This window comes from Vibrio sp. J383 (genome assembly GCF_023503985.1).
Taxonomy (GTDB): Bacteria; Pseudomonadota; Gammaproteobacteria; order Enterobacterales; family Vibrionaceae; genus Vibrio; species Vibrio splendidus.
In genome coordinates this window covers 585,948-609,526 of record NZ_CP097294.1, presented here as the reverse complement: position 1 = coordinate 609,526, position 23,579 = coordinate 585,948, and the positions used below count along the sequence as shown (strand labels likewise).

At 44.5% G+C, this 23,579-nt stretch carries 19 protein-coding genes; 8 read left to right on the top strand and 11 right to left on the bottom strand.

The genetic code is table 11. From position 1 onward, the window contains the following. The first annotated feature begins 168 nt into the window (after window positions 1-168). Complete coding sequence (locus M4S28_RS19275; RefSeq protein ID WP_249633546.1) at window positions 169-2,241, top strand: alkyl/aryl-sulfatase; 2,073 nt, start codon at window positions 169-171, stop codon at window positions 2,239-2,241. A gap of 360 nt (window positions 2,242-2,601) precedes the next feature. Further along, complete coding sequence (locus M4S28_RS19270) at window positions 2,602-3,432, top strand: SDR family NAD(P)-dependent oxidoreductase (protein WP_445329538.1); 831 nt, start codon at window positions 2,602-2,604, stop codon at window positions 3,430-3,432. A 152-nt stretch (window positions 3,433-3,584) separates the two neighbouring features. Here the strand turns inward: M4S28_RS19270 and M4S28_RS19265 are convergent, their stop codons facing one another. Then, complete coding sequence (locus M4S28_RS19265; RefSeq protein WP_249633544.1) at window positions 3,585-4,286, bottom strand: lipoate--protein ligase family protein; 702 nt, start codon at window positions 4,284-4,286, stop codon at window positions 3,585-3,587. Window positions 4,287-4,417: 131 nt separating this feature from the next. Then, complete coding sequence (locus M4S28_RS19260) at window positions 4,418-4,894, bottom strand: hypothetical protein (RefSeq protein WP_054545951.1); 477 nt, start codon at window positions 4,892-4,894, stop codon at window positions 4,418-4,420. 421 nt (window positions 4,895-5,315) lie between these two features. On the opposite strand from M4S28_RS19260, the gene M4S28_RS19255 reads away from it, so the two are divergent. The 4 genes from M4S28_RS19255 (at window position 5,316) to M4S28_RS19240 (ending at window position 9,422) form a co-directional block, all read left to right on the top strand. Then, window positions 5,316-6,215, top strand: a complete 900-nt coding sequence (locus M4S28_RS19255; RefSeq protein WP_249633543.1) for a homocysteine S-methyltransferase family protein — start codon at window positions 5,316-5,318, stop codon at window positions 6,213-6,215. Between the two features lie 113 nt (window positions 6,216-6,328). Continuing rightward, entirely contained in the window at window positions 6,329-7,339 is a 1,011-nt protein-coding gene (locus M4S28_RS19250; protein WP_249633542.1) for a Gfo/Idh/MocA family protein, read from the top strand. 10 nt (window positions 7,340-7,349) lie between these two features. Beyond that, on the top strand, window positions 7,350-8,870 hold the full coding sequence (locus M4S28_RS19245; protein WP_249633541.1) for an SgrR family transcriptional regulator: 1,521 nt from the start codon (window positions 7,350-7,352) through the stop codon (window positions 8,868-8,870). 153 nt (window positions 8,871-9,023) lie between these two features. Further along, complete coding sequence (locus M4S28_RS19240) at window positions 9,024-9,422, top strand: DUF1090 domain-containing protein (RefSeq protein ID WP_249633540.1); 399 nt, start codon at window positions 9,024-9,026, stop codon at window positions 9,420-9,422. A 103-nt stretch (window positions 9,423-9,525) separates the two neighbouring features. On the opposite strand, the gene M4S28_RS19235 is transcribed toward M4S28_RS19240, so the two are convergent. The 8 genes from M4S28_RS19235 to M4S28_RS19200 form a co-directional block, all read right to left on the bottom strand. Further along, window positions 9,526-10,620, bottom strand: a complete 1,095-nt coding sequence (locus M4S28_RS19235; protein WP_249633539.1) for an HDOD domain-containing protein — start codon at window positions 10,618-10,620, stop codon at window positions 9,526-9,528. Window positions 10,621-10,855: 235 nt separating this feature from the next. After that, window positions 10,856-11,911: an alcohol dehydrogenase family protein gene (locus M4S28_RS19230; RefSeq protein WP_249633538.1), complete on the bottom strand. Its 1,056-nt coding sequence runs from the start codon at window positions 11,909-11,911 to the stop codon at window positions 10,856-10,858. Next, window positions 11,908-12,426 (bottom strand): TetR/AcrR family transcriptional regulator, encoded by a 519-nt coding sequence (locus M4S28_RS19225; RefSeq protein ID WP_145562754.1) that lies wholly within the window; start codon window positions 12,424-12,426, stop codon window positions 11,908-11,910. The genes M4S28_RS19230 and M4S28_RS19225 overlap by 4 nt, the downstream gene beginning before the upstream one ends. Before the next feature lie 498 nt (window positions 12,427-12,924). Beyond that, entirely contained in the window at window positions 12,925-14,400 is a 1,476-nt protein-coding gene (locus tag M4S28_RS19220) for a glutathione synthase (RefSeq protein WP_249633537.1), read from the bottom strand. 61 nt (window positions 14,401-14,461) lie between these two features. Then, the gene (locus tag M4S28_RS19215) at window positions 14,462-16,264 is read right to left on the bottom strand and encodes an ABC transporter ATP-binding protein (RefSeq protein WP_445329546.1); all 1,803 of its coding nucleotides are present in this window, start codon (window positions 16,262-16,264) and stop codon (window positions 14,462-14,464) included. Window positions 16,265-16,304: 40 nt separating this feature from the next. Then, window positions 16,305-18,125 carry an ABC transporter ATP-binding protein gene (locus M4S28_RS19210; protein WP_249633535.1) on the bottom strand — a complete coding sequence of 607 codons (1,821 nt, stop codon included), beginning with the start codon at window positions 18,123-18,125 and terminating at the stop codon, window positions 16,305-16,307. Window positions 18,126-18,131: 6 nt separating this feature from the next. After that, window positions 18,132-19,763: a glutamate--cysteine ligase gene (gene gshA / locus M4S28_RS19205; protein WP_249633534.1), complete on the bottom strand. Its 1,632-nt coding sequence runs from the start codon at window positions 19,761-19,763 to the stop codon at window positions 18,132-18,134. A gap of 159 nt (window positions 19,764-19,922) precedes the next feature. Beyond that, window positions 19,923-20,858, bottom strand: coding sequence for a LysR substrate-binding domain-containing protein (locus tag M4S28_RS19200; RefSeq protein WP_249633533.1), 936 nt, complete (start codon window positions 20,856-20,858; stop codon window positions 19,923-19,925). A 120-nt stretch (window positions 20,859-20,978) separates the two neighbouring features. Between M4S28_RS19200 and add the strand changes: the two genes are divergently transcribed. Next, entirely contained in the window at window positions 20,979-21,977 is a 999-nt protein-coding gene (add, locus tag M4S28_RS19195) for an adenosine deaminase (protein WP_249633532.1), read from the top strand. Between the two features lie 167 nt (window positions 21,978-22,144). Continuing rightward, complete coding sequence (locus M4S28_RS19190) at window positions 22,145-22,720, top strand: sugar O-acetyltransferase (RefSeq protein WP_249633531.1); 576 nt, start codon at window positions 22,145-22,147, stop codon at window positions 22,718-22,720. 204 nt (window positions 22,721-22,924) lie between these two features. On the opposite strand, the gene M4S28_RS19185 is transcribed toward M4S28_RS19190, so the two are convergent. Then, window positions 22,925-23,545: an HAD family hydrolase gene (locus M4S28_RS19185; protein WP_249633530.1), complete on the bottom strand. Its 621-nt coding sequence runs from the start codon at window positions 23,543-23,545 to the stop codon at window positions 22,925-22,927. Window positions 23,546-23,579: the final 34 nt, after the last annotated feature.

Sequence of the window (23,579 nt, the reverse complement as noted above, 5' to 3'; positions counted from 1 at the left end):
AGGTCGCATCGAGCATACGACGAGCTGTTAGCTTCAATATGTCACTAATAAAGCATACAACACATAACGGTTCGTGATGTGTTAAATAAAGCTTACTTTATTTTTTGCTATATGTGTTAGTCATACAATTCCCTCATCAAAACGAAATCTCGAACTGAAGAGGCACCTATGACTCCATCACGCACTTTCAAAAATGCATCACTATTCCTTGCAATCTCTCTTGCGTTTCCTGCTGTTGCAGCTAACCATGACCACGCACACTTTAGTGAGATCGGTGATCAAGGTGGTAAAGATGCTACCGAGATGACGACAAAAGCAAACCAAGAATTCGCGAAAACGCTAAACTTCTCAGACACTCGCGCGTTCGACAATAACAACAAAGGTTTGATCGCAAGCTTCGACCAAGAAACTGGCGACATCATCCGTAACAGCTTCAACTTTATCGAACCAAGTGTCTCAAACGCAGACAAAGCGCCAGATTCAGTTAACCCATCGCTATGGCGTCAAGCAGTTCTGAACCAAGCAGCGGAAGGACTGTATGAAGTTGTTCCAGGGAAAGTTTACCAAGTTCGTGGTGCCGATTTAGCGTCGATCTCTTTCATCCGCAGTGATAGCGGCTGGATCGCTTATGATGTTCTTCTGACCAAGGAAGCAGCCGCTAAATCACTCAAATTCTTCAAGAACAATGTGCCTGATGGCGGTGAACTGCCAGTCGTTGCAATGATTTACTCTCACTCGCACGCTGATCACTTTGGTGGCGCAAGAGCAATCAAAGACGCGTATCCAGATGTAAAAGTGTACGGTTCAAAAAACATCACCAAAGAAATCGTCGACGAAAACGTACTGGCGGGTAACGCAATGTCTCGTCGTACCGCTTACCAGTATGGCGCAACGCTGAACCGACACGAACACGGCATTGTTGATGCAGCACTGTCTAAAGGTCTGTCAACAGGTAGTATTACTTACGTATTACCAGACTACGAGCTGAACCATAACGAAGAAATTGAAACTCTGGTTATCGACGGCCTAGAAATGCAATTCATGGACGCTTCAGGCACAGAAGCGGCATCAGAAATGGTGACGTATATTCCAAGCATGAAAGCACTTTGGACGGGCGAACTGACCTACCAAGGCATGCATAACCTGTACACACTTCGCGGTGCAAAAGTACGTGATGGTTTGAAGTGGTCTAAAAAAATCAACGAGATGCTCGTCACTTGGGGTGAAGAAACTGACGTGTTATTTGCCTCTCACTCAGCACCAGTTTGGGGTGAAAAAGAAATTTCTGAATACCTAAAGATGCAGCGTGACGCTTACGGTTTTACTCATAACCAAACGCTTCGCTTAGCGAATAACGGCGTGGTTCTGCAAGACATCGGTGACGAGATTTACAAGGTAATGCCAGACAGCATTCAACAGTCTTGGCACACAAATGGTTACCACGGTACTTACTCTCACAACGCTCGCGCTGTGTACAACATGTATCTTGGTTACTTCGACATGAACCCGGCTAACCTAAACCCATTACCAATCGAGCCAGAATCGGTGAAGTTTGTTGAGTACATGGGTGGCAGCGATGCTGTGATTGAAAAAGCGCAGCAAGACTTCCAAGAAGGCGAATACCGCTTCGTTGCAACAGCACTGAATAAGGTGATTCAAGCTGAGCCAGAGAACAAAGTTGCACGTGGCTTATTGGCAGATACGTACGAGCAATTGGGTTATCAATCAGAAGGTGCAGGTTGGAGAAACATCTACCTAACGGGCGCTCAAGAGCTTCGTATTGGCACACAACCGGGCGCACCAAAAACTGCATCTCCGGATGTATTGGCTAACATGACCATTGAGAACTTGTTGGATTACTTAGCGGTAAAAGTGGATTCATTGAAGGCGCAAAACACGCCATTTACGATGAACATTCAATTACCTGATGTTAAAGAGTTCTACTACGTTGAAATGTCTAACGGTAATCTGAACAACATTCAAGTATCAGAACTTCAAGATGCCGACACCACACTGATCATCAACAAGTCAGATGTGTCTGACATCGTACTTAAGAAAACGACACTCAATAAACTGATAGAAGCAGGTCAAGCAGGCGTGAAAGGTGACAAGTCGTCTTTGAACAAGCTGTTGTCTTCACTAACAGAAGCTGACACCTCGTTTGAGATTGTCCCACGTCCGAATAAAGGCGAAGAAATTGATGCCGAGCTATACCAAGATTCAGCTGTTCACGCTCATTAAGCCGCTCTAAGGTAAAATAATTACAACGTCAAACTGGCCTATATAGGCTGAAACAAGGCTAATAACGACCAAGCCTCAACCACTAAACCGGTTGAGGCTTTTTTGTGATTTAGGCTTTATTCAATATAAAGAACATTTAGGGAGAAATTCCACTTACAGCACTCAATAAGCATTTAGCAAACATTCTTAGCAAGCCCTGAAAAACAGTACTGTGTTTGTTAAACCACCCCCTTATTTCACGGTTTCTCAATAGCAACACACATCCGCGCTTTCTATATCTCAGCATGTGAAGTAGTAGAAACTTTGCGCAATAAAACTTTGTTATAAAAGTTGTCCGGACTCTTTATTCAAGGAAGGAAGATGCGAAAAAAGATTATAATTACAGGTGCTACAGATGGTATCGGTTTAGAGACAGCGAAAATGTTAGCCCAACAAGGGCATCACATCCTTATACATGGACGTAACCCAACAAAACTCAGCAAAGTAGAAACCGGCCTTTCTCGATTATCCAAGGATGCGATTATCGAAAGTTATGTTGCTGATCTCTCTTCTCTTTCTGAAGTTGAAGCCCTCGCCAACCAAATAAAGTCGAAGCATGAAGAGCTCGATGTACTCATTAACAACGCTGGCGTCTACAAGGTTTCCGAGATCACCACCAAAGACAATCTCGATGTTCGCTTTACCGTCAACACCATTGCCCCTTATTTACTGACTCAAAAGCTGCTACCACTTTTTGATGCCAACGGTCGCATCGTCAATCTATCTTCAGCCGCTCAGTCATCGGTCGATCTCGAGGCACTTGCCAGCCCAAACCCTGACGCTTTAGATGGCCCTATCTACGCACAAAGTAAGTTGGCGTTAACGATGTGGTCAATCCATCTTGCGCACCAATTAGGAGATCAAGGACCCCTAATCATTCCCGTTAATCCGGCCTCATTTCTTGGCAGTAAATTGGTTAAAGATGCGTATGGTTTGGAAGGCAATGACTTAGGGATTGGTGCTGATATCTTGTGCAGAGCGGCACTGTCGGAAGAGTTTTCTAATGCCTCAGGACGGTACTTTGATAATGATTCGGGATTATTCAAAGACCCTCATGCTGATGCATTAGATACGGAGAAAAATCAAAAGCTGGTGACAACTCTCGACCAGTTACTTGCAGAACAGCTCGAGCTGAAATCCCACTCTCGCTAGCCAGATACAATACAAGGAGTGCTCCATATTTAGGGGCACCAAAAACCCAAAACTGTCTGATGTCGTGACGAGAGAGCTTCAACTATTATTTCGATAGCATTGAAATGGTTCCTCTCCCAACAAATTGGCATAGCGTTAGCGAAATAGCGACATTACGCGTACTTGATAAAAGCTTGGCTCAACCGTTGAAAAAGTGAATCTACGTTGGGTAGGGTTGTGAGATGTTCGGACAATGGAGTATGAACCTGCGCATCCACCACGGTTGGGTTATCGCAAATTTGATTATAAAAATTTACGGGCGCAACGATGTTCTCTAAGTCGACGTCTAACACAATACAAGCTTGCGAAAGTACAATTTGGCCGCCCCCTTGTTTAAGCAATACGCGCTGCGCAGTACCCACTATTTTTTGTTTATTGATATTGAGGTTGTACTCACCATCACAATAAGAACCGGGGGTTGCGTGTACATCCACATCGATGCCTAGTTCTTTAAAAAACAAGGTTAAGACATCGCATAAATGTCGATACGCTTTTTGGATATTGTAGGCTTCATCACGAGGCCAATGGTAGATATGCGATAGGTTAATTATCCCCGGCAGTTGGGGAACGGGAGCGCCACCGGTTTTACGTGAGGTGAGTTGCCAACCTTGTCCCGCGAGTTGCTTTCTAGACTCTACCGTCACTGGCCACTTTTTACCTGCGGGCAAAACGAGTGTCGGCGTTTTTGCTTGCCACAGCATTAAGGCTTGCCCAATCTCACCCGCCTGTATCTGCTGCAATAATTCAGCTTCTTTTTCAAACGCACGATCAACATCAATGTGCGGGTAACGTACGAGTTTATTCGTTAACTTCAATGCACTTTCCTCTACAGATTGTAGTGACCTACCATTTCACGTTCTGAAATGCTTGATGATATATTGGACTATGTGGAATGGAAACAGCACCAAAAGTTAGTTATTGGCGCCATAATCTCTTGTCAACTGTACTACTCAGCACCAAATGGCTTAGCCGAAATTTTCATATAATTTATTGAATCTATGAACCGCTGCGCCTTTTCTAAACTTCTCGTATAAAAACGCTTAACAACCCGTTGCTCATCGTTTTTTAACTGAATGATAAACCAATCTCTTTTGCTATAGAGCTCAAGCGCCAATATCGAGTTGAAATAATATCTGGAGTTGATGTCTGATAGCCTTATGTTTGCAGACGAAATGAGTAAATTGGAAGCGTCATTATAATTGCTAACTGCCACTATTTTTGAATTGTGACCTTCAGATAATCCGATATAAGAACTGGTCACAACAAGGCCTTCAGGTCTAAATTTTGTAGGCTGTTCCATAACAACCTGTTCAATCACACTCGCCGCAACTTCTTCGCTTACCATATCGGAAGGAGAATAAGGCAGTTGCTTAGCAGCACATCCTGTAAGTAAAAGAACCAGAAACACAAACCACTTTTTCATTTTAGAAACGACCTATTTTTGTAGCAACTTGCTCGTAATTTTCATATCGAAATACAGTTAACATTTAATATCGTGCGAGCACGAATTCTTTGGCTAAACATATCAAAAAGATTGCTTATAACCAACTGAATAATATATACATAATATAAAACCACTCTACATTTTAGGTGCGGATTCGTGCAAGCACACATTTCCGCCTACGAGAGGCTCGTTATCACTCTGTACGTCCCATTGAGTTAGCTATTGATCAATACCATAAAAGTGGTTGATCGTTCTATTCGTGCTCAGCCATAGTTAAAAACCAATCTTTTTTAGGCCATGTTTTATTCTCGATAACACATGGCCTTGATAGCTTCTGTCTAGCAAAGTTGTCTGATATGGTGACGGCAGAACTTCAGCAATTGTTTAGATAGTATTGAATATGAAAACACTAACCATACTTGATGGCGGCATGGGCCGAGAACTCAAAGAAATTGGCGCGCCATTTTCTCAACCACTTTGGAGTGCTCAAGCGCTGATTGAAGCACCCGAATTTGTTAGCCAAGCGCATCAAAACTTTGTCGATGCAGGTGCTGAAATATTGATCACCAATAGCTATGCCTGTGTGCCTTTTCACTTGGGTGAAGAGCTGTTCGAGCAACGCGGTTTTGAACTAGCCGCACTGTCTGGTGAGCTGGCTAAAGCAGTTGCAGACAACGCTCCTCACACCGTGAAAGTTGCGGGCGCGATTCCACCGCCATTTGGCAGCTACCGACCAGACTTGTTTAAGGTAGAAGAAGCAGCGCCGATCATTCAAACGCTTTACGATGCGCAAGACCCAAACATCGATCTTTGGATAGCTGAAACCATCTGTAGCCTGCAAGAATTCGAATCCATTCATGCGGTACTTAAGCAGTCAGATAAGCCGTGTTACTACGCATTCAGTTTGGAAGACACCAAGGGCGATTGTGCCAATATTCGTTCTGGCGAGAGCGTAACAGACGCGATCAAACTTGCCTGCCAATCGAACGCAAAAGGCATTATGTTTAACTGCTCAGTGCCTGAAGTTATGGATCAAGCCATTATCGATGCTAAGAAAGTGATCGATGAGCTAGGCCGTGATTTAGAAATTGGTGTCTACGCCAACAATTTTGCGCCTATCAGCAACGAACATGAAGCGAATGATATGTTTCAGGAGATGCGTGAGCTGGATGGCCAAGGTTACTTAACTTATGTAAAACGCTGGCACGCATTGGGTGCGAATATTGTCGGTGGCTGTTGTGGCATCGGGCCAAAACACATTCAAGCCCTAGCCGATTGGAAACGCTCCCTACAGAGCTGATCCTGAGTTTCAGCTAGAATAAAATAAATAGAGAACAGGTTGAGAAATCTGTTCTCTATTTGTATGTGGCGTCTCTGAGTACACTGATACAAAACAACGATTTGGAGCAACTGATGAGCGACACGCAACGCAAAATTAAATGGGGCATCGCGGGCCTAGGTAATATCGCCAATCGATTCGCAACAGCTGTAACAGAGCACTGTCTGCATGGTGAACTGTATGCGGTTGCCGCGAGAGACCATAAACGCGCAGCCACGTTCGCCAACAAGTTTAGTTGCGACAAGGCTTATGGCTCTTATGAAGAAATGGCGCATGACCCAAATATTGAAGCGGTTTACATCGCTACGGTTCACCCATACCACCAGCCACTCGCCGAGTTGTTTCTAAAGAACAATAAACACGTATTGGTCGAGAAGCCGGCTTTCACCAATCTTGCTGACTGGCTTGAGATGAAAGCCCTCGCGAAACAAAATGGCGTGATGCTGTTAGAAGCGATGAAAACTGTGGTGTTTCCCGCATATCGTGAGCTTCAATCATTCTTGGTCGACAACAACATTCAGGTAGACTCAATCGAAGCCAGCTTTGGTAACCATCACGACTATGAGCCCGATTTGTTTATCTTCAATCCGGATTTGTCAGGCGGAGCAACGCTCGATGTTGGGGTCTATGGGCTTTGGTTCTTCTACGATCTGTGCCGCACTCTGGGAGTGAATCCTTCAAAACCTCAGGTAGAGATGTCATGTCTGTATGAGGGGGCGAATGTTGACACCGATGCGTGCTTTACATTCTCTGGCGATATAAACGGTAAGATATCGGCATCAACGGTGCAAAACCTTCCCCGAACAGCACACTTGACTGGGCCCAACACTAAGATCACCATTCACGAAAAATGGTGGAATCCGGCCTTTATTGAGATTGAACATCAAGGGCAGAAGTCGACCATCAACAAACGAGTAACGGGCAATGGGTTCGAATTTGAAATCGACCATTTTTCAGATTTGGTGCTTCAAGGCAAAACTGAATCGGATATCCTAAGCTCAGAGGTAACCTCTCAAGTGCTCGATACGATGGAGAAAGCACTCATTGACTCTGGCTATCAACACTTAACTCAACCTCGTCGTTAGGAAAAGCAAATTGGGCAACCTTAAGCGCAAGCTTGAACTGTATGAAAAGATATTTCAGGCTTTTGGGCCTGGAGTATCACATTGTCAGGTCAACCAACTGGCCACACTGCTGCACGTGAGTGAACGTCACGTTCAAACCTTACTCAAAGCGATGACAGCACAAGGCTGGATTGAGTGGCACGCCAGCTCAGGCCGCAGCAAGAAGGCACAACTCACGTGTCTGGTTGAGCCCATTGAGGCGTGTTACCAATACGCACAAACCCAAGCTGACGCAGGCAACATCGAACAGGTGTTTAGCACCTTGAGCTTCAATGGCCGCAATGCTGGCGCTGAGTTACAAGCCTTTCTAAGCAATACCAATCCATTGGCGCAGAATATCGCGTATATCCCATTTCACCGAGAACTCGAAGCGCTTCACCCTCAACGAGTACTTAGACGCACCGAACGTTTCTTAGTGATGCAAACTTGCCAACGCCTAACCTCCGTTCAACACGGTCAACTCAGCGGCGATCTGGCTTATCATTGGCAGGCTAATCAAGATGCAACACAGTGGCACTTTCAAATTCGCAATGGTGTTCAGTTCCATAACGGCAGAACACTCGAATCTCAAGACATAGCGCGCAACCTTAACTCGCTAATTCAAAGCAAAATATGGCGTCGTTGTTATCAGCATATTGATGAGGTCTCTGTCTCGGCAGGTAATGTAGTTGTCGTGAAACTGAATCAACCTGATTGGCACTTACCGCGCCTACTTGCCAGAGTTGAAGCCTCCATATTTGATCCCTCATCACCGACTGAAAGGCTGATTGGATCTGGCGCGTTCTCATTAGACATATTCTCGAGCAAGATGTTGAGATTAAGCCGCAATAGCGCGTATTCGCACAGTACACCCATTCTCAATCGAGTCGAATTGTGGGTCTATCCAGAATGGGCACAGAGCAAAGCTTGCGCTCAAAATCAGGTGTGCGTGAAACTGCCCGAGAAAACGGTCACCGTGCGTGGCAATGACCATTCTTCTCAACCGGATTTCGGCTCAACGTTTTTCAAAATTCAGAACCCAACATTGTCGAAAACCATTCGTGAATTCACTGTTGAAGACACCTCTGAATGCCAAACCCTTTTCGAGCAGTTGTCTGTGTCTGGCGACAACAAAACCAACGTGGAATATGGACACTACCTAACTAACTTCCTAACTACCAAAGACGTCGCGCTGTGCAGCATTATTGATGAGAACGACACCTTCACTTCGTGGTTAAGCTTTTTCATTCGCTTTCCGTTTGAGGACTTAGCTCTGCCTGCTGAGATGCTAGAGACAATCGAACAAGGCTTAGCTTCAATAAGAAACCAGCCAAACTTTGAATTAGCAGCGAACACACTGTTGAAGCTTCGGGATTGGTTGAATGACTCTGAGGTTGTGGTTGAGCTCAAGCAAGAGGTGTTCAATTTACAAGTTTCTGAAAAGATACACGGCGCGCAAGTGAATGGCTTCGGCTGGTGTGAGCTCGATCAGTTGTGGATTAACCATTTGTAAATCTAGCCATGTTCAAAAATAAGTCATTAGGCACAGCGACTTATCTTTAACACTCCCCTGCCAATAGCAAAGTGAGCGGGTGCTAATGTACTCTCGAAGTGAGACTCAACAAATATAAGTACAAACTAAATAGCCCCAATAAGAAGGTAAACCATGACTCGACACCTAAAAGGCTCATTACTATTTCTTTGCGCATTCTCTTTTAACAGCATGGCGAGCACCCAATGCGACGCGCTAACAGGCTGTGAAAAGAAGTTCTGTGAGATCGAATATCAGATAAAGAAAGCGGAGCAGTACGACAATCAGAACAAAGTAGAACGATTAACCACGGCCTTGAAAGCGGCGAAAGAAAACTGCACTAATGAAGGCTTGAAGGATGATCTCCGTGAGAAGATTGAATCCAATGAACAAGATTTAGCTGAATACCAAGCTGACCTAGAAGAAGCAAAAAGAGACGATAGAGCGGATAAAATCCGAAAGTATGAGGGTAAGATCGAAAAAGAACTGCGTAAAATCGATAAATTGAAACAAGAACTGGCTAAGATCCCTTAATCGATAATTGAAACAAAAATGGTCTTACTGCTTAGTAAGACCATTTAGAAAATACCGCTTTTTGACGACCTCAAGAATCAACCTAGCCAACGCCAGGCCGTTATTATCCTACCAGCGCTAATTCAGACTCTTTATAGATACGGTTAGCCACTTTGAAAGCCGCAGGTGACATCAATATCTCTTTACATCTGCGCTTAAACTGCTCGACTTCAATCGTTTGTTCTTCTAGTAAATAGTACAGCTCACTCAGATAGTTAGCTTCAAACACAGCTTGACCAAGTGGCGTGCATTCGTATCGGCTCGACTCTTGATAACCAATCACCGTCAGCACAGATTCTGGCAACTCCCAGAACTTAGCAATGGTGTAAGTCAGGCGAATAGAATAGCTATTCATTAAGCGCTTCAATGCTAACGAGTTAGGCGGAACAGACGGATCAACATGTTTAAATGCTTCTACCATCATTTGGAAAATGATCATCTTGCCTAAGTTGCGAATCAACCCAACAAAATATGCCGCCGCTTGATCTTCTTGGGATGAAGAGTCTTTCATCAACTCCCTAGAAAAAGACGCGGTTTGAACACTGTGATTCCAAATTTTCTCACCGAAATGACGCCAGTAAATATTGTTGCCCGGCGTGAAGTTCTTCATATAGCTATTCACAACCCCTTCAACAAGCCCTTGAGAACCCATATTTAGGAATGCTGTTTTTAGGTCAGTAACCTGTTTTTCACCACGCTTATAGAAAGCACTGTTAGACAGTTTAATCACATCGGCTGCCATACTCGGCTCGCGCTCAATCACTGTTAGTAGTGCGTCAACACCAAACTCGTCGCTCTGTAATTCTGCCATTAATGTGGTCACAGAGGCTGGCATCACTGGCAGTTCATTGAGCAAGGCTTTTGGAGACCGAATCAAACGTTCGATCTGACAAGCAACAAAATCACTAAACGGGTCCGACTCCGTTCGAAGACGAGACTCTCCAAACAAATAATCAAGGAACTCACCATCGTGAAGGCTAAGCGTCTTATCGACGATTAATGATGATGGTTGAGCTGACGACGGCGGCACAAAGGTTGAAGACTGAACGGAATCAGTAGCAACGGTTTGTTGTTGCTCTTTTTGGACAGGCTCTGCAGAGGGTTTGTTTTTTGAATCAACAAAAGGTGAGAATAATGCCTGCAATACCCTTTTAAACATCAATACGGCTCCTAGATGAATACAACATAGATAGGGATATATAACGGCGGTGATTATCGCACAGACAACTCATAAACCATACAGTGACAATTGAATCATTAACTATTTAACTGTATAGGATCTGTTACTCAACAGCCTGCGAGTCTAAGTCCTTCTATGCTCATCAGAAACAAAAGAGCGAGCAAATAACGTTTGCTCGCTCTTTCATAGATTAGCTGTGTGACACTGTCTAAAGTTAGCTCTGGGACACTTCCAACACGATCTTACCAACGTGTTTTTTCTTTAGAAACTCGTCTTGTGCTTTGTGGATATCAGCGAGCGGATAAGACTGCGCGACGATTGCTTCGATCTGCTGTTTCTCGATACGATTGACTAGATTCTGGAACACTTGTGGTTCTAAAACCGTACAACCAAAAAAGCTGAGATCTTTGAGATACAAAGTTCGTACATCGAGCTCGACCATAGCGCCACCAATTGCGCCAGATACGGCATAACGACCGTGTGGTTTTAGCACTTCAAGGAATTCCGGCCATTTATCACCGGCGACTAAGTCGATAACCACATTCACACTGCTTTCGCCTAGCACTTTAACCAAATCCGCATCACGAGCAATAACTTCATCAGCACCTAGTTCAAGTAACTGTTGGTTCTTGCTTGGGCTAGTGATGGCAATAACATACGCGCCACGAGCTTTTGCTAGCTGAATAGCCGCAGAGCCCACACCACCCGATGCACCTGAGATAAGCACGCGATCAGCTTCAGCCACGTTGGCACGGGTCAGCATGTTTTCTGCGGTCGAGTAAGAACATGGGAAAGACGCTAGCTCAACATCCGACATGGTGCTGTTCACCGCATAAGCGTGTTTCGCCGCCACTTTGGTGTATTCAGCAAAACCACCATCGCATTCCGAACCGAAATACCATGGTTGTGGTAAATCTCGTCCGTACACTTCAGTCAGACAAGGTTCAATCAGAACACGTTCACCAATACGATCAGCAGAGACTTCATTGCCGACCGCCACGATGAAACCACACACGTCAGCACCTTGAATACGAGGGAACTTCAACGCTTCACCCGACCAACTTGCGTCGTCTGAATCGTCGCTTTTTGAGTACCAGCCGATTCGTGTGTTGATATCCGTGTTGTTTACGCCCGCAGCCATCACTTTGATCAGCACTTCATTAGGTTCAATTTCAGGAACAGCGATATCTTCACGGTAACCAAGCATTTCTGCTCCGCCGTGTCCTAGCATCTCTACGCCTTTCATTGTTTTAGGTAGTTCGAATTTCATCGTGTTTCCTTGAGTAATTTTGTCACCATATTCTGTGCTGATGTCACCGCTTCTTCGCCTAATACTGGCCACGCGCTTGATACACCTTCATGAAGTAGAAAAAGCTCTGAAGCCAGATCATCTCGTTGACTCTGCTTACCCAGAAGTGCTTTTACTTCTCGTTTATGTTCAGTAACAGCTTGGTTAATTATCTCGTTGTCAGGAAAAGCCGCCATCGCATTCATCGACATACAACCGTGTGGCGCATACTCTTCCATCCACTGTTGTAACTTGTTGAAGATATCAAGCATCGACTCAAGGCCACCAGCAGGTACATTTTCTAATAGGAAATTTAGGTAACGGTGATGACGGTGCTCTAAGGCGCCCACTATCATCGCTTCTTTCGATGGAAAATGTTTATAGAGCGTACGTAGGCTCACGTTACACGCCGTCTTCAGTTGAGCAACGCTCGGTTCCGCAAAACCTTGCTGGCTAAACGCCACTTCAAGACTTGCTGCAATCTGTTCTCTTAACAAGCTGACCTCTTAATACTGAATACCAATCGTAGTAAGTAACAGTGATAGGTATAACAACAGGTAGAATGATTGTTCTACACATATAGTAGAGCGATCATTCTACCCATGTCAATATCCAAATTTACGAAGGGATAAAATGATAAATCCCGCATCAAATAAGACGCGGAATTTATCAATATGAATGAGAGACTTACCGTTAAATCTAGAGTCGACTGCGTATCAACATCATCGGAAACAAGAACCAGATAGTTAGTTCACTCAGTTGGAGAAAAGACCAAAACACTTACTCGATTATTCAAAGCCAAAACAGGCATTACTGTTCAAGAATAGCGATGCAATGGCGCCTTTATTGCTTTTTTCAAACAACAACAGGACAAACACCGCTGGTTTTTACTAAATCAGGAACGTGATTCTTTTTGTACCCACGCATTGACTTTGCGGATGACAAATACAAAAAAAACCAGAACGTGGGTTCTGGTTTTTGTTCGATATCTTGGGTTAATCAATCAACACCAATGAATCGAGAATGCCTTTTCCGCTGTGGATCCCGCCTTCGTTTTCGCTGGCTGGTTTGCTGCGGATCAAGTAGCCCGCGTAGCCGTCTAATTCGGTAACTGGCTTACCTTGGTAGTAAGCGGTGAATAGGCCGACTTCGCTGACTAAGTCTGTCACTAACATTTGCTGAGTGTCACGAACTGCAATGGTAGGTACGTCTCGTTCATGTGGGTACAAGCGCTGCATCAATGCCCATGCATCGTATTCTTCTGGCTTAAGTTGGCTCAGTTTTTCACTGATATCGTCACCGAATACACAATGGCCACCGCCCTCGCCTTGGTTTTTCAGCACCCACTCTTGCTTGTCGGCTTGCGTGTTAAACCATTCAATCGATTCACTGGTGATTGGTTTCATGTCCGCCAATACACTCTTCACCAATTCAGCCTCTTCTAGTGTTAAACCCCAACGTGCGTATTCTGACGCAGACATCATGGTCAGCAACATTTGCATGGTTTTACTGGTGGCGAGTTGTTGGCTTATCGTTGCATTCATTGCCACATGGTGCTGCTCTATGAACAAGCGAGTTTGGCTAAGCGTATGACAACAAATAGATTCGTTTAGCTCTGGAGCCCAATAGTCAGAATACTGATAGCCGGCGCGCAGATACACCACATCAATAGCGCCAATGCCTTCAAGTAATAAACGTTTGTTATCACCTGAAGAAAGCTGAGAGCTGAGCTGCTCAAAGGTACGTCGAACCGTGCGAATACCCTGCTTCTGCAGTTCCACTTCTAGTAAGTGTTGGTCATACACATTGTCTTCATTCTTCTGCACCACCATCAAAAATGTTGGTTTTTCAGGAGCATTTTTGTCTGAACAATTGAAGTCCGCTCTCACCTTTCTCGCAGAAGTCGCAATACCGAAAGCCAGTTGCTCAAGACCTTGGTTTCCTGCCGGAGTCGCCGATTTATCTTCCAACCATTTTTGGTAAGTTTCAGGCCATTGATTTTGCATATAGGCATGAAACTCTGTCGCTTTCTGACCAAACGGAGCCATGCCTGCCGCAATACCATTAAACTCAATCACTTTTGCACCGTGTTGACGGTCATCCATGAAATCAGTGCGCATTAACAACAGTGGCTGACGAGCAGGATTCAAGCGTTCATCAGCACTGCCATGCGCTTGTAAATGCAGCTCCATCAAACGACCAAAAAACGGGTCAGCCTTAGCCATATCGCTCAATGATAACTGCAAGAAGTCATGATCCTCAGAGACGTTACTCACCAACTTAGTCATCAGAGGCGTAACCTTACGTAAGTGCTCATATACCTTACGTTCCATTGTCATTGGCGCGATACTGAAAGGACAATGCCTCGCCGTATTATCAGCCTGACGGAAAGCGACACCATGCATAATTGCCCATTCGCAAGCGTCTTCAATCGTTTGTTGTGAAATCAATGATGCTTTTTCGATATTCATTATTTTTACTCTCAAGTATTAATGATTAGCCGTGTCATTCTTCTAATAACACGCCCATCAACTATGCTGTGGCAGCCGACAATCCTAGCTTGCTGCTTAGGTGTTCTTGTTCTTCTTGCGCCTTTTGGGCTAGATATAAATCACGGTAGTCGCCATCTTGAGCAACCAATTCGTGATGTGTGCCGCTTTGAACAATTCGCCCTTTGTTCATCACCAAAATTTGGTCAGCGTGTTTGATCGTTGAAAGTCGGTGCGCCACCGTTATAACCGTTCTGCCTTCTTGGATTTTCTCTAAAGCTATCTTCACTGCCTCTTCCGTATCACTATCAATGTTAGCGGTAGCCTCATCTAACAGGAAGATTTTAGGATCATGCGAAAGCGCTCTTGCTAACGCCAACAGCTGTTTCTCACCAACGGAAAACGAGGCTCCACCGTGACTGGGTTGATGGTCATAACCATTGGTTAAACGTTCAATAAATGAGTGCGCTTTGACTTGTTTCGCTGCATCGATAACCTTGGCTCTTGTTGCTCGCTCAGCTAGGTAGCTTCCAGACAGGTCTATGTTCTCAAGCACTGAACCACTGAATATGGTCGGATCTTGAGACACTAAACCAAACAGTTGCCGCAGTTGCTCCTCTGGGAATGCCGATAAAGGTTGTCCACCCACCAAAATTGCACCCTTTTGATGATCGTAGAAACGCATCAGTAGGTTTATCACCGAACTTTTACCACTTCCGCTATGACCAACAATCGCTGTGAATTGGCCGCCTTTAGCCGTAAAACTGACGTCGTTGAGTACTAGCGAACCTTCTTCATAGCTTAATTGAACATCTTTAAACTCAATGTCATACGGCTCTGAAACCTCTACCAACCGGTGAGAGTATCGATGATGTTCCGATTCATCATCCAGCAGCTCGAATACACGCTTAGAAGAAACCGTCGCCACCTGTAGCTTTCTTAGTTCCATGGATAACTGGCGGAATGGGTCGAAAAATCGTTCTATATAGTTAAGAAAAGCATACAAAGTACCGACTTCAACGACCGTGCTAAACGAAGCACCAGCAAACCAAGCCACAATGCCCGCAGCCGTTAATGTAGAGACTAAACGAGTGAGCGGGATCAGCATGAAGCTGTCTATTGCGATCGATTTAGCTCTAAATTCAAACCAGCTTTGATTTTCTTTTTCAAACTTTTCTTTAAACGACTTTTGCTGGCGGAAAGCTTGAATGAGCGCCATTCCCTGCAAAGATTCATTCAATCGACCATTGATGTTACTCACTTGAATGCGAATGCCATCAAATACTGACATCGAAATTTTTCGATACAAATGCATGGTCATCAGCAGAATTGGGATCAGCACTAAACTCAATAGCATCAAACGCCAATCAAGTAGTGCAATAGCAATGAAGATCACCGTAATACGTAGTGCACCTTGGATAATAGTCGGAAACGTAGAAACAAACATGTTGCGCATCGCTTCGGTATCATTGGTGATGTACGACACCAGTTTACCCGCCGCTAACTTATCAAAAGTATTGATTGGAAAGTTGAGCACATGGCTAAACAATTCTCGGCGAATATCATTAACCACCAGCAGTGCGCTATGGCGGAATGTGACAGCCTGCAGGTAAGTAAACAGGGCGGCAATGATGTAAAACATCATCACTCCCCCAGTTAATATAGCAAGGTGTTGCAACTCAAATGTCTGAGGGACAATCACATCGTCTAAGATAATTTTAGCGAGCCATGGGATCGCCATCTCAGCACTCACGGCAACGGTCAACATCGCAAAGGCCAAGATAAAACGTGCTCTATGTGGCAATGAATAAGCCAACAACCGACGGTACATTGAATTGGCCTTCATATCTGTTTGGCTTTGAGACCGTTGAGTTTTTTGTGTTGGCTTAAACATAACTTGCTCCAGTTTCAACAGCCTTAGAATTAAACGTGTGAGCCGTTTCTGTAACATCGATAATGGTCTGAATATCGTCTTTACCGAGCTGGCTTTGACGTTGATAAACCATTGAGTACCAACCTTGCTTAGCAACAAGTTCGTGGTGAGAGCCTTGCTCTTCAATTTGACCTTGATTCAATACCAGAATATGGTCAGCCTCTATCAAGTTGGTTAAGCGTTGAGTGACCAACAACATCGTTTTGTGGCCGTAATGCGCCTTTAAGTTTCGGCGAACCACCACTTCTGTTTTCATGTCCAACGCACTGAACGGGTCATCAAGCAATAAAATATCGGCACCTGAAAGCAATGCTCTCGCAAGGGTTAACCTTTGCTTTTGACCTCCAGACAAATTACTACCACCTTCGCGTAGTTCAGTATCAAACCCATCAGCCATAGCTTCAATCTCAGCTTGGATACCAGCCATTTTCGCCACATGCTTTATCTCTTCATCGGTAGCGTCGGGCTTTGCTAACGCAATGTTCTCAGCAATCGTCCCTGAGAATAAAAATGGTTTTTGAGGAACCCACGTCACTTTGCTTCGCAACGAATCAAACGTCAGGTCATCGATCGAATTACCGTCCAACGCCACCTTCGAATTTCCGTCCAACGGAAACTGCCTCATCAACAATTGCAATAGCGTACTCTTCCCTCCACCAGTCGGGCCCGTAATGCCGACTAAACCGCCTTCACTCACGCTGAATTTGATCGCTTCTAACGTTCGTCTGTTTGCACCTTGGTGAGTAAATGAATGAATGTTGACGTCAAGGCTTGATCTCACGTCGTCTGATAGGGTTTTTGTTCCTTCCGTTACGTCTTCTGGCTCTGATAGTAGGCTGTCGAGGCGTTCCCATGATTTACTGCCACGTTGGAATACATTGAACTGCCAACCAAACTGTAAGAATGGTCCTAGCAACTGACCAAGATACAAAGTGAACGTTGTGAACAAGCCCACCGTAATGCTGCCTTGCTCAATTAACCAAGCGCCATAACCCAACGAAATCACAAACGACAAGCCATAAACCAATTGGATCGTTGGAGCAAATGCCGAGTCCACCTTTGCCACTTTAAGGTTCGCTTCCAACGTCTCATCTAACGTCTTACCAAAACGTTGCTCTTGTCGTTGACCAATACCATGTGAACGGACGGCACGAATACCAGCAACGGTTTCACGAGTCTCTTCGCTTAGTTCAGAGAAGCTCGCTTGCGCATGTCCAAAGGCGGTATGTAAACGAGCACCATAACGACGAGTAAAGTAAACCAACAGCGGGAATGGTAATAACGCCACAGCGGTTAAGTGACCACTGACGACAAAAATCATCCCGAAGATCACGGTAAAACCAGCGATAAGAGAGTCAACCAGCGTCATGATGCCCATGCCTGTCGCCTCTTCCACGGCATTAAGATCATTAGTCGCATGCGCCATCAAATCCCCCGTACTGCGACGAGAATAAAATGATGGCGATAAGCGTGAGAACTTATGGAAAAGCTCGCTACGAATGACTCGTGTAATACCAATCGCCGCGCCATAGAGTTTGCTCTGCCATACATAACGCAACCCGTACATGGCAAATGCCGAACCCGCTATACCACCCACATAAAACATGAGCAATGATAGAGTCAGTTCACCATCACTGATGCTATCAACGATTCGACCAATCAGCCATGAGGGCACTAGGTTGAACAATGCGACCACTTGTAAAACAACAAAGGCGATCAAATATTGGCGGCTGAACATTTTAATGTAGCCACGTAATTTCCAAAGAATATCCATAACTTGTTAAACCATCATTTCTTGTTGTTTGCAGTCGCGCTGTAGTTGATTTTGCTTTTTCAAAAAATCATCAAAACTGATGTCTGGCTGCCTTTCCATTTGTTGCTGCTTGGAAAGCGATTCATCAACCAACGCTGTTAAGTTGTCCATTTTTTCCGTCTCAACTTGGTGTTGCAAATGCACTAACAAGTGCTCATCAGAAAGACGTTGCATTAAGCCTTGATGACTCAATCCTTGGTCTTTCATTTGTGCCAACAGTTTTGCCGAAGGGGTTAAGTCACTGTTTTGCAGTTTCATACGTTCACTGAAGATACTGGTTTGGTATGAATCCGTAGAAAAAGCATCATCAAACAGCGCTGCTATTTCTTGGATAGCGTCCAACAGATCAAGCCCCAAAGTTTCTAATGACACTTCGCCTTCTAATGTAGGAAGTGTTAAGTCCGGTTTTCGGCCTTGTGTTGCCACGAGTTCTTGACGTTGAACGACAATGGCGCGTTCCTCTTCGGTCAACTCGGGGCTTGGCGCTAATGCACTGTAAACCAGAAAAAGATCCAAAAAGTGGCTTTGCTCTTGCGCAATACCAAGTGGTAAATATGGATTGTTATCCATGCTGCGCAGCTCAACATACTGCACACCGTAATGACACATCGCATACAACGGACGCAATGTATCGTTAACGATTTTTGGCCGCACCGAGCCATACAATTCGTTTTCCAGCTGTAACACAGAACCATTCATTTGCTGATCGATGTCTAGATGTAAGTAGCGATCACTTGGACGAGTCAAAGCGTTATACAAATCAGATAAATACTGCTGCCTGTTATTAAAGCTGATTGGGTACGATGACTGCTCATCACTGCTGTAACCGAGATTACTCAGACGCAATGATGTCGCCCACGGTAAGTAACAAGTCTCGTCATCAAACACTTCAAGCGCATGTGCTTTGCCTTGCAAATAACTGTTATCTACCGCAGGGGAAGCACCAAATAAATAGGGTACTAACCAACCATGACGCAGCACGTTACGAATCATATGAAAGTAGCGTTCAGAAACGAATGCTTCCAGAGGCATTTGAGCGACACTGCTATCGATGCTCTTCTGGTGATCGTACAGCGCAATCCAAAATGCTTCCGGCAGAGAAAAGTTGTAATGAATTCCAGAGATAAGCTGCATGCGTTTGCCATAACGATTGGCTAGCCCTTCTCGATAACGTTTTTTCAGTAGGCCAGCATTCGAAGTGCCATAGCTAGCGATTCTAATCGCGCCCTCACTTTCCGCCTCATCATTCGGCAATTGTGGTGGCATGCTCGCACCCCATAAGGTTTCACCCTCAGGTAGGCGAGTCGCAACAAAATGATGCAGTGAAGCGAGCGAATCGAATGTCGCGGTTCGGTCATCCATCGCTGGAGTCACTAACTCTAACTGAGCCTCGGAAAAATCAGTGGTGATATAAGGATGTGTGAGCGCAGAACCAAGTTCGACTGGATGAGTTTTATCTGAGATACCACCGGTCGCTTGTGTGCGAATTAACTCTCGTTCAATACCGCGACGGATACCCGCCAAAGAAGCATGAACTTGTTCATTTTGTAGGAAGGAAGCAAGATTGGCTTCAATTTTTAATACTTGATTATTTTTCATTGTTTCGTCTTAAAAAATCTATAGCAACGTAATTAAGACGAGGCTCATGATAAAAAGACGAAATAAAAACAAAAAATATCCAACTAGTTTCTAATTCGATGTTTTTCTTTTAATTTTCAATAAGTAACTAATATTTACTCTTAATTATATTATTGTTTATTATTGAATCTGTTCAATGATCAAATCGCGAAGCCACTTATGGCTCGGCTCTGAATCGAAGTATTTGTGCCATAACAAGAATAAACCTCCCGGCACCAAATCGACTGGAACAGGCTTCATCACCAGTTCACCGCTATCAATGTAATCACGTACCGAGTTGTATGGGTAACACATCAGTAAATCACTCTGCTTACACAATTTAATGGCGCTGGTGATGTCTGACACGTTAGCGGCTTTATTGATTTCCAACTGCTTAGAGTTCAGCACTTCCATCAATAGCCAATCCCCCGCTCCACCCGTCACCAACTGTATGTGTCGATACTTCAAGAAGGTGTCGAGGTTCCACTCTTCCTTTAACGCCGGATGGCCATTACGCATCAAACACACAGAATAGTCCAAGCACAGTTCTACGTAATCCAGATCATCGGGAATACATTGCACATGGGTAGATGCTCGCTCATCCAGCTCAAAAATACCGATGCCAAAATCCACTTCACGTTTTAGCAAACGCTTGAAGCTGTCGCTGCTCCACGTTGAGCTGTTGATGGTAATGTGAGGCGCCTCCGCGAGAGCAGTCGGCATAAAGTGCGGATAAATCGCTGTGTAGGCGGTTTCGACAAGGTCTATAGTGAAAGTACGCTCACTGGCTTTAGGATCGAAAACTTCGGGAACGGTCAGCTTTTCAATTTGCAGTAGGATTTGGTGGACCTTAGGTGCCAAAGCGAGTGCTTTGGGCGTTGGGAACAACCCCTTTGATTCTCGCTCAAATAGCGGATCATCAAACAAAGCTCTGAGTTTAGTGAGCTGTTTACTTACTGCAGACTGGCTCAAAAAGAGTCGATCTGCCGTTTTGCTCACACTTCGCTCTTCAATAAGAACGTGTAAGCAAAGTAGCAAATTCATATCGCATTTAAGTAAGCTTTTCACATCTACCATGATATTCCCTAAATTCAGGTTAATGATGATTAATTGTCACTTTAAATCATATCATTGTCTTGGTAAATTTAGCGCATGTGAGTTAATACACTCAAAGAATAATAGAATTAAGGAATACTCATGGATTTTCTAGCACTACCAAAGATTGATTTACACTGCCACCTAGACGGAAGTGTTCGTCCAGATACGATTATTGACCTAGCAAAACAGTACAATATCGAACTACCTGAAGATCGCGATGCGGTTGTTCAATCTCTAACGGTGCCAGAAGATTGCAAAAACCTAGATGAGTACCTAGCTTGCTTCAGCCTGCCGCTACAAGTGATGCAGACTGAAGAAGCAATTGAACGTATCTCTTTCGAGCTTTACGAAGACGCAGCACTAGAAAACGTTAAGTACCTAGAAGTTCGCTTTGCACCAATCCTGCACGTAAACAAAGGTCTGTCTCTTGATACGATCATTGCAAGCGCAGTTAAAGGCATGAAGCGTGCTGAAGAGAAATACGACATCAAAGGCAACTACATCATGTCTGTGCTTCGTATGTTCCCTAAAGACTCTATCAAAGACGTGATCGATGCAGGTCAACCCTACCTAGGTAAAGGTGTTGTAGCATTTGATATCGCTGGCGGTGAAAAGCCAGGCTTCTGCGCTGAATTCCCTGAGTACACACAGTACGCTCTTGAAAAAGGCTACCGCATTACCGTGCACGCTGGTGAGCAATGGCATGGTCAAAACGTTTACGATGCAGTGACAATGCTTGACGCTGAGCGTATCGGCCACGGTGTTCACATCCAAGGTAACGAAGACGCGTACAACATCGTGAAAGAGAAGCAGGTTGCGCTTGAAACTTGCCCAACAAGTAACGTGCAAACTAAGTGTATTCACAAATTCAGCGACCACCCAATTGCTGAATTCAAGAAAGACGGCATCGTTGTTACGATCAACACAGACAACCGTACTGTGTCGAACACAACCATGACCAACGAAGTGAAGCGTGTGTGTGAAACATTCGGCCTAACAAAAGAAGATTACGCAGAAATCTACAAGTACTCTGTGGAGAGCGCTTTTGCTTCAGACCAAGTGAAACAGCATCTAATGGGTTTTGTTGAACAAATCTAATTTGTAGAGCGCGCCTTTTGCTGAATAGCTGGGCTCACTTAGCATTAGTGCTTAAAGGTACAAAATAGGAAGAGAAAGGCTGAGGCTTTTCTCTTTTTTTATATCCAAAAATCGCTAATCTTGCAGTATTCGTCATTTAGACCGAGACTCTCGGAAAGTGGGCAAGCATGAGTAATACAAACGATAAAACTGAACTGGATAAAATGTTATCTGGGCAAGTGTATGATGGTGCAGACCAAGAAATTGATACCATGCGTACCAATGCCAAAAAGGCGTTAATGGCCTTCAACAACCACCAAAACCCAGATCAACAACACACATTGCAAGAGCAGCTATTCGGTAAGGTTGGTAGTAGCAGCTTAATCCAGCCCCCTTTTCATTGTGAGTTTGGTAAAACCATCGAGATTGGTGACGACACCTTCATCAACATGAACGTGGTGATGCTGGATGGTGCGAATATCAGAATTGGTAATAATGTATTGGTGGGGCCAAGTGCCCAGTTTTACACGGCCTCTCACTCACTGGATCACCTCAGTCGCCGTAAGTGGGAAACGTTTTGTCTACCTATTACAGTAGAAGATGATGTGTGGATTGGTGGAAACTCGGTCATCAACCAAGGCGTGACGATTGGGGCTCGTTCGATTATCGCGGCTAACTCTGTGGTCAACAGAGATGTTCCGCCAGACTGTCTATACGGTGGCACGCCAGCGAAGTTGATTCGACACTTGAATACTGAACAATAGAGTTAAGTAGAAGATAAACTTATCTAAAAAAACGAATAGAAAAGAGGCGATGTCCATGATGAAACATCGCCTCTTTTTAATCGATTCGTTTTAGCTTTTATCAGTCTTTTCTATCCGTCGTTTTTCTACTTATCTTGCCTACCTAGATTATCTGTATAGATAAACCTGACTAAATATAGATAGCTTGAGCACTTCACTACATGGTCACGTAAATTCGATGCCAAGAGCACGCAGTTCGTTCTCGCATTGCACAGAATCGATAAACTGAATGCCTGCCATGCCTACGGCCTTTGCCCCTTCTACGTTGTAAGGCATATCATCAATGAACACCGTTTCTGAAGCTTCAAGTCCATTATTAGAAAGCAACGCTTGGTAAATCTCAGGCTGTGGTTTAAGCATGCCAAGTTCAGTGGATACGGCTGTGCCATCAAACAAAGGCCAAAATTCGTAGGTGGTTTTTAGGTGTTCAACAATCTCGGCCACGTTGTCGGTAAGTGCATACACACCATACCCAGCACGCTTTACACGCTCGATGAGGTCGACAGAACCATGCAATAAGATCTGCGTTTGCTTAACGTAATAAAACAGGCGGTCGCACTCTAATGAAGATAAATTGAGCTCTTGTTGGTAACGAAATTTTGCTTCACTTTCGGTTAAAAGGCCTTTGTTCAAATCCAACCAAATTGCGCTTTGGAAAATCGAAAGCGCTCGGGCTTCAGGGTCGGCAATATTACCAAACGTTAGTTGAGTAATTTCCAGCGGCGACCAACGCACAATCACATTACCCACATCAAATACGACATTTTTGATTTGATTCGAACTCATACCCTACTCCTGAATTATTCACTTAAAATAGCAA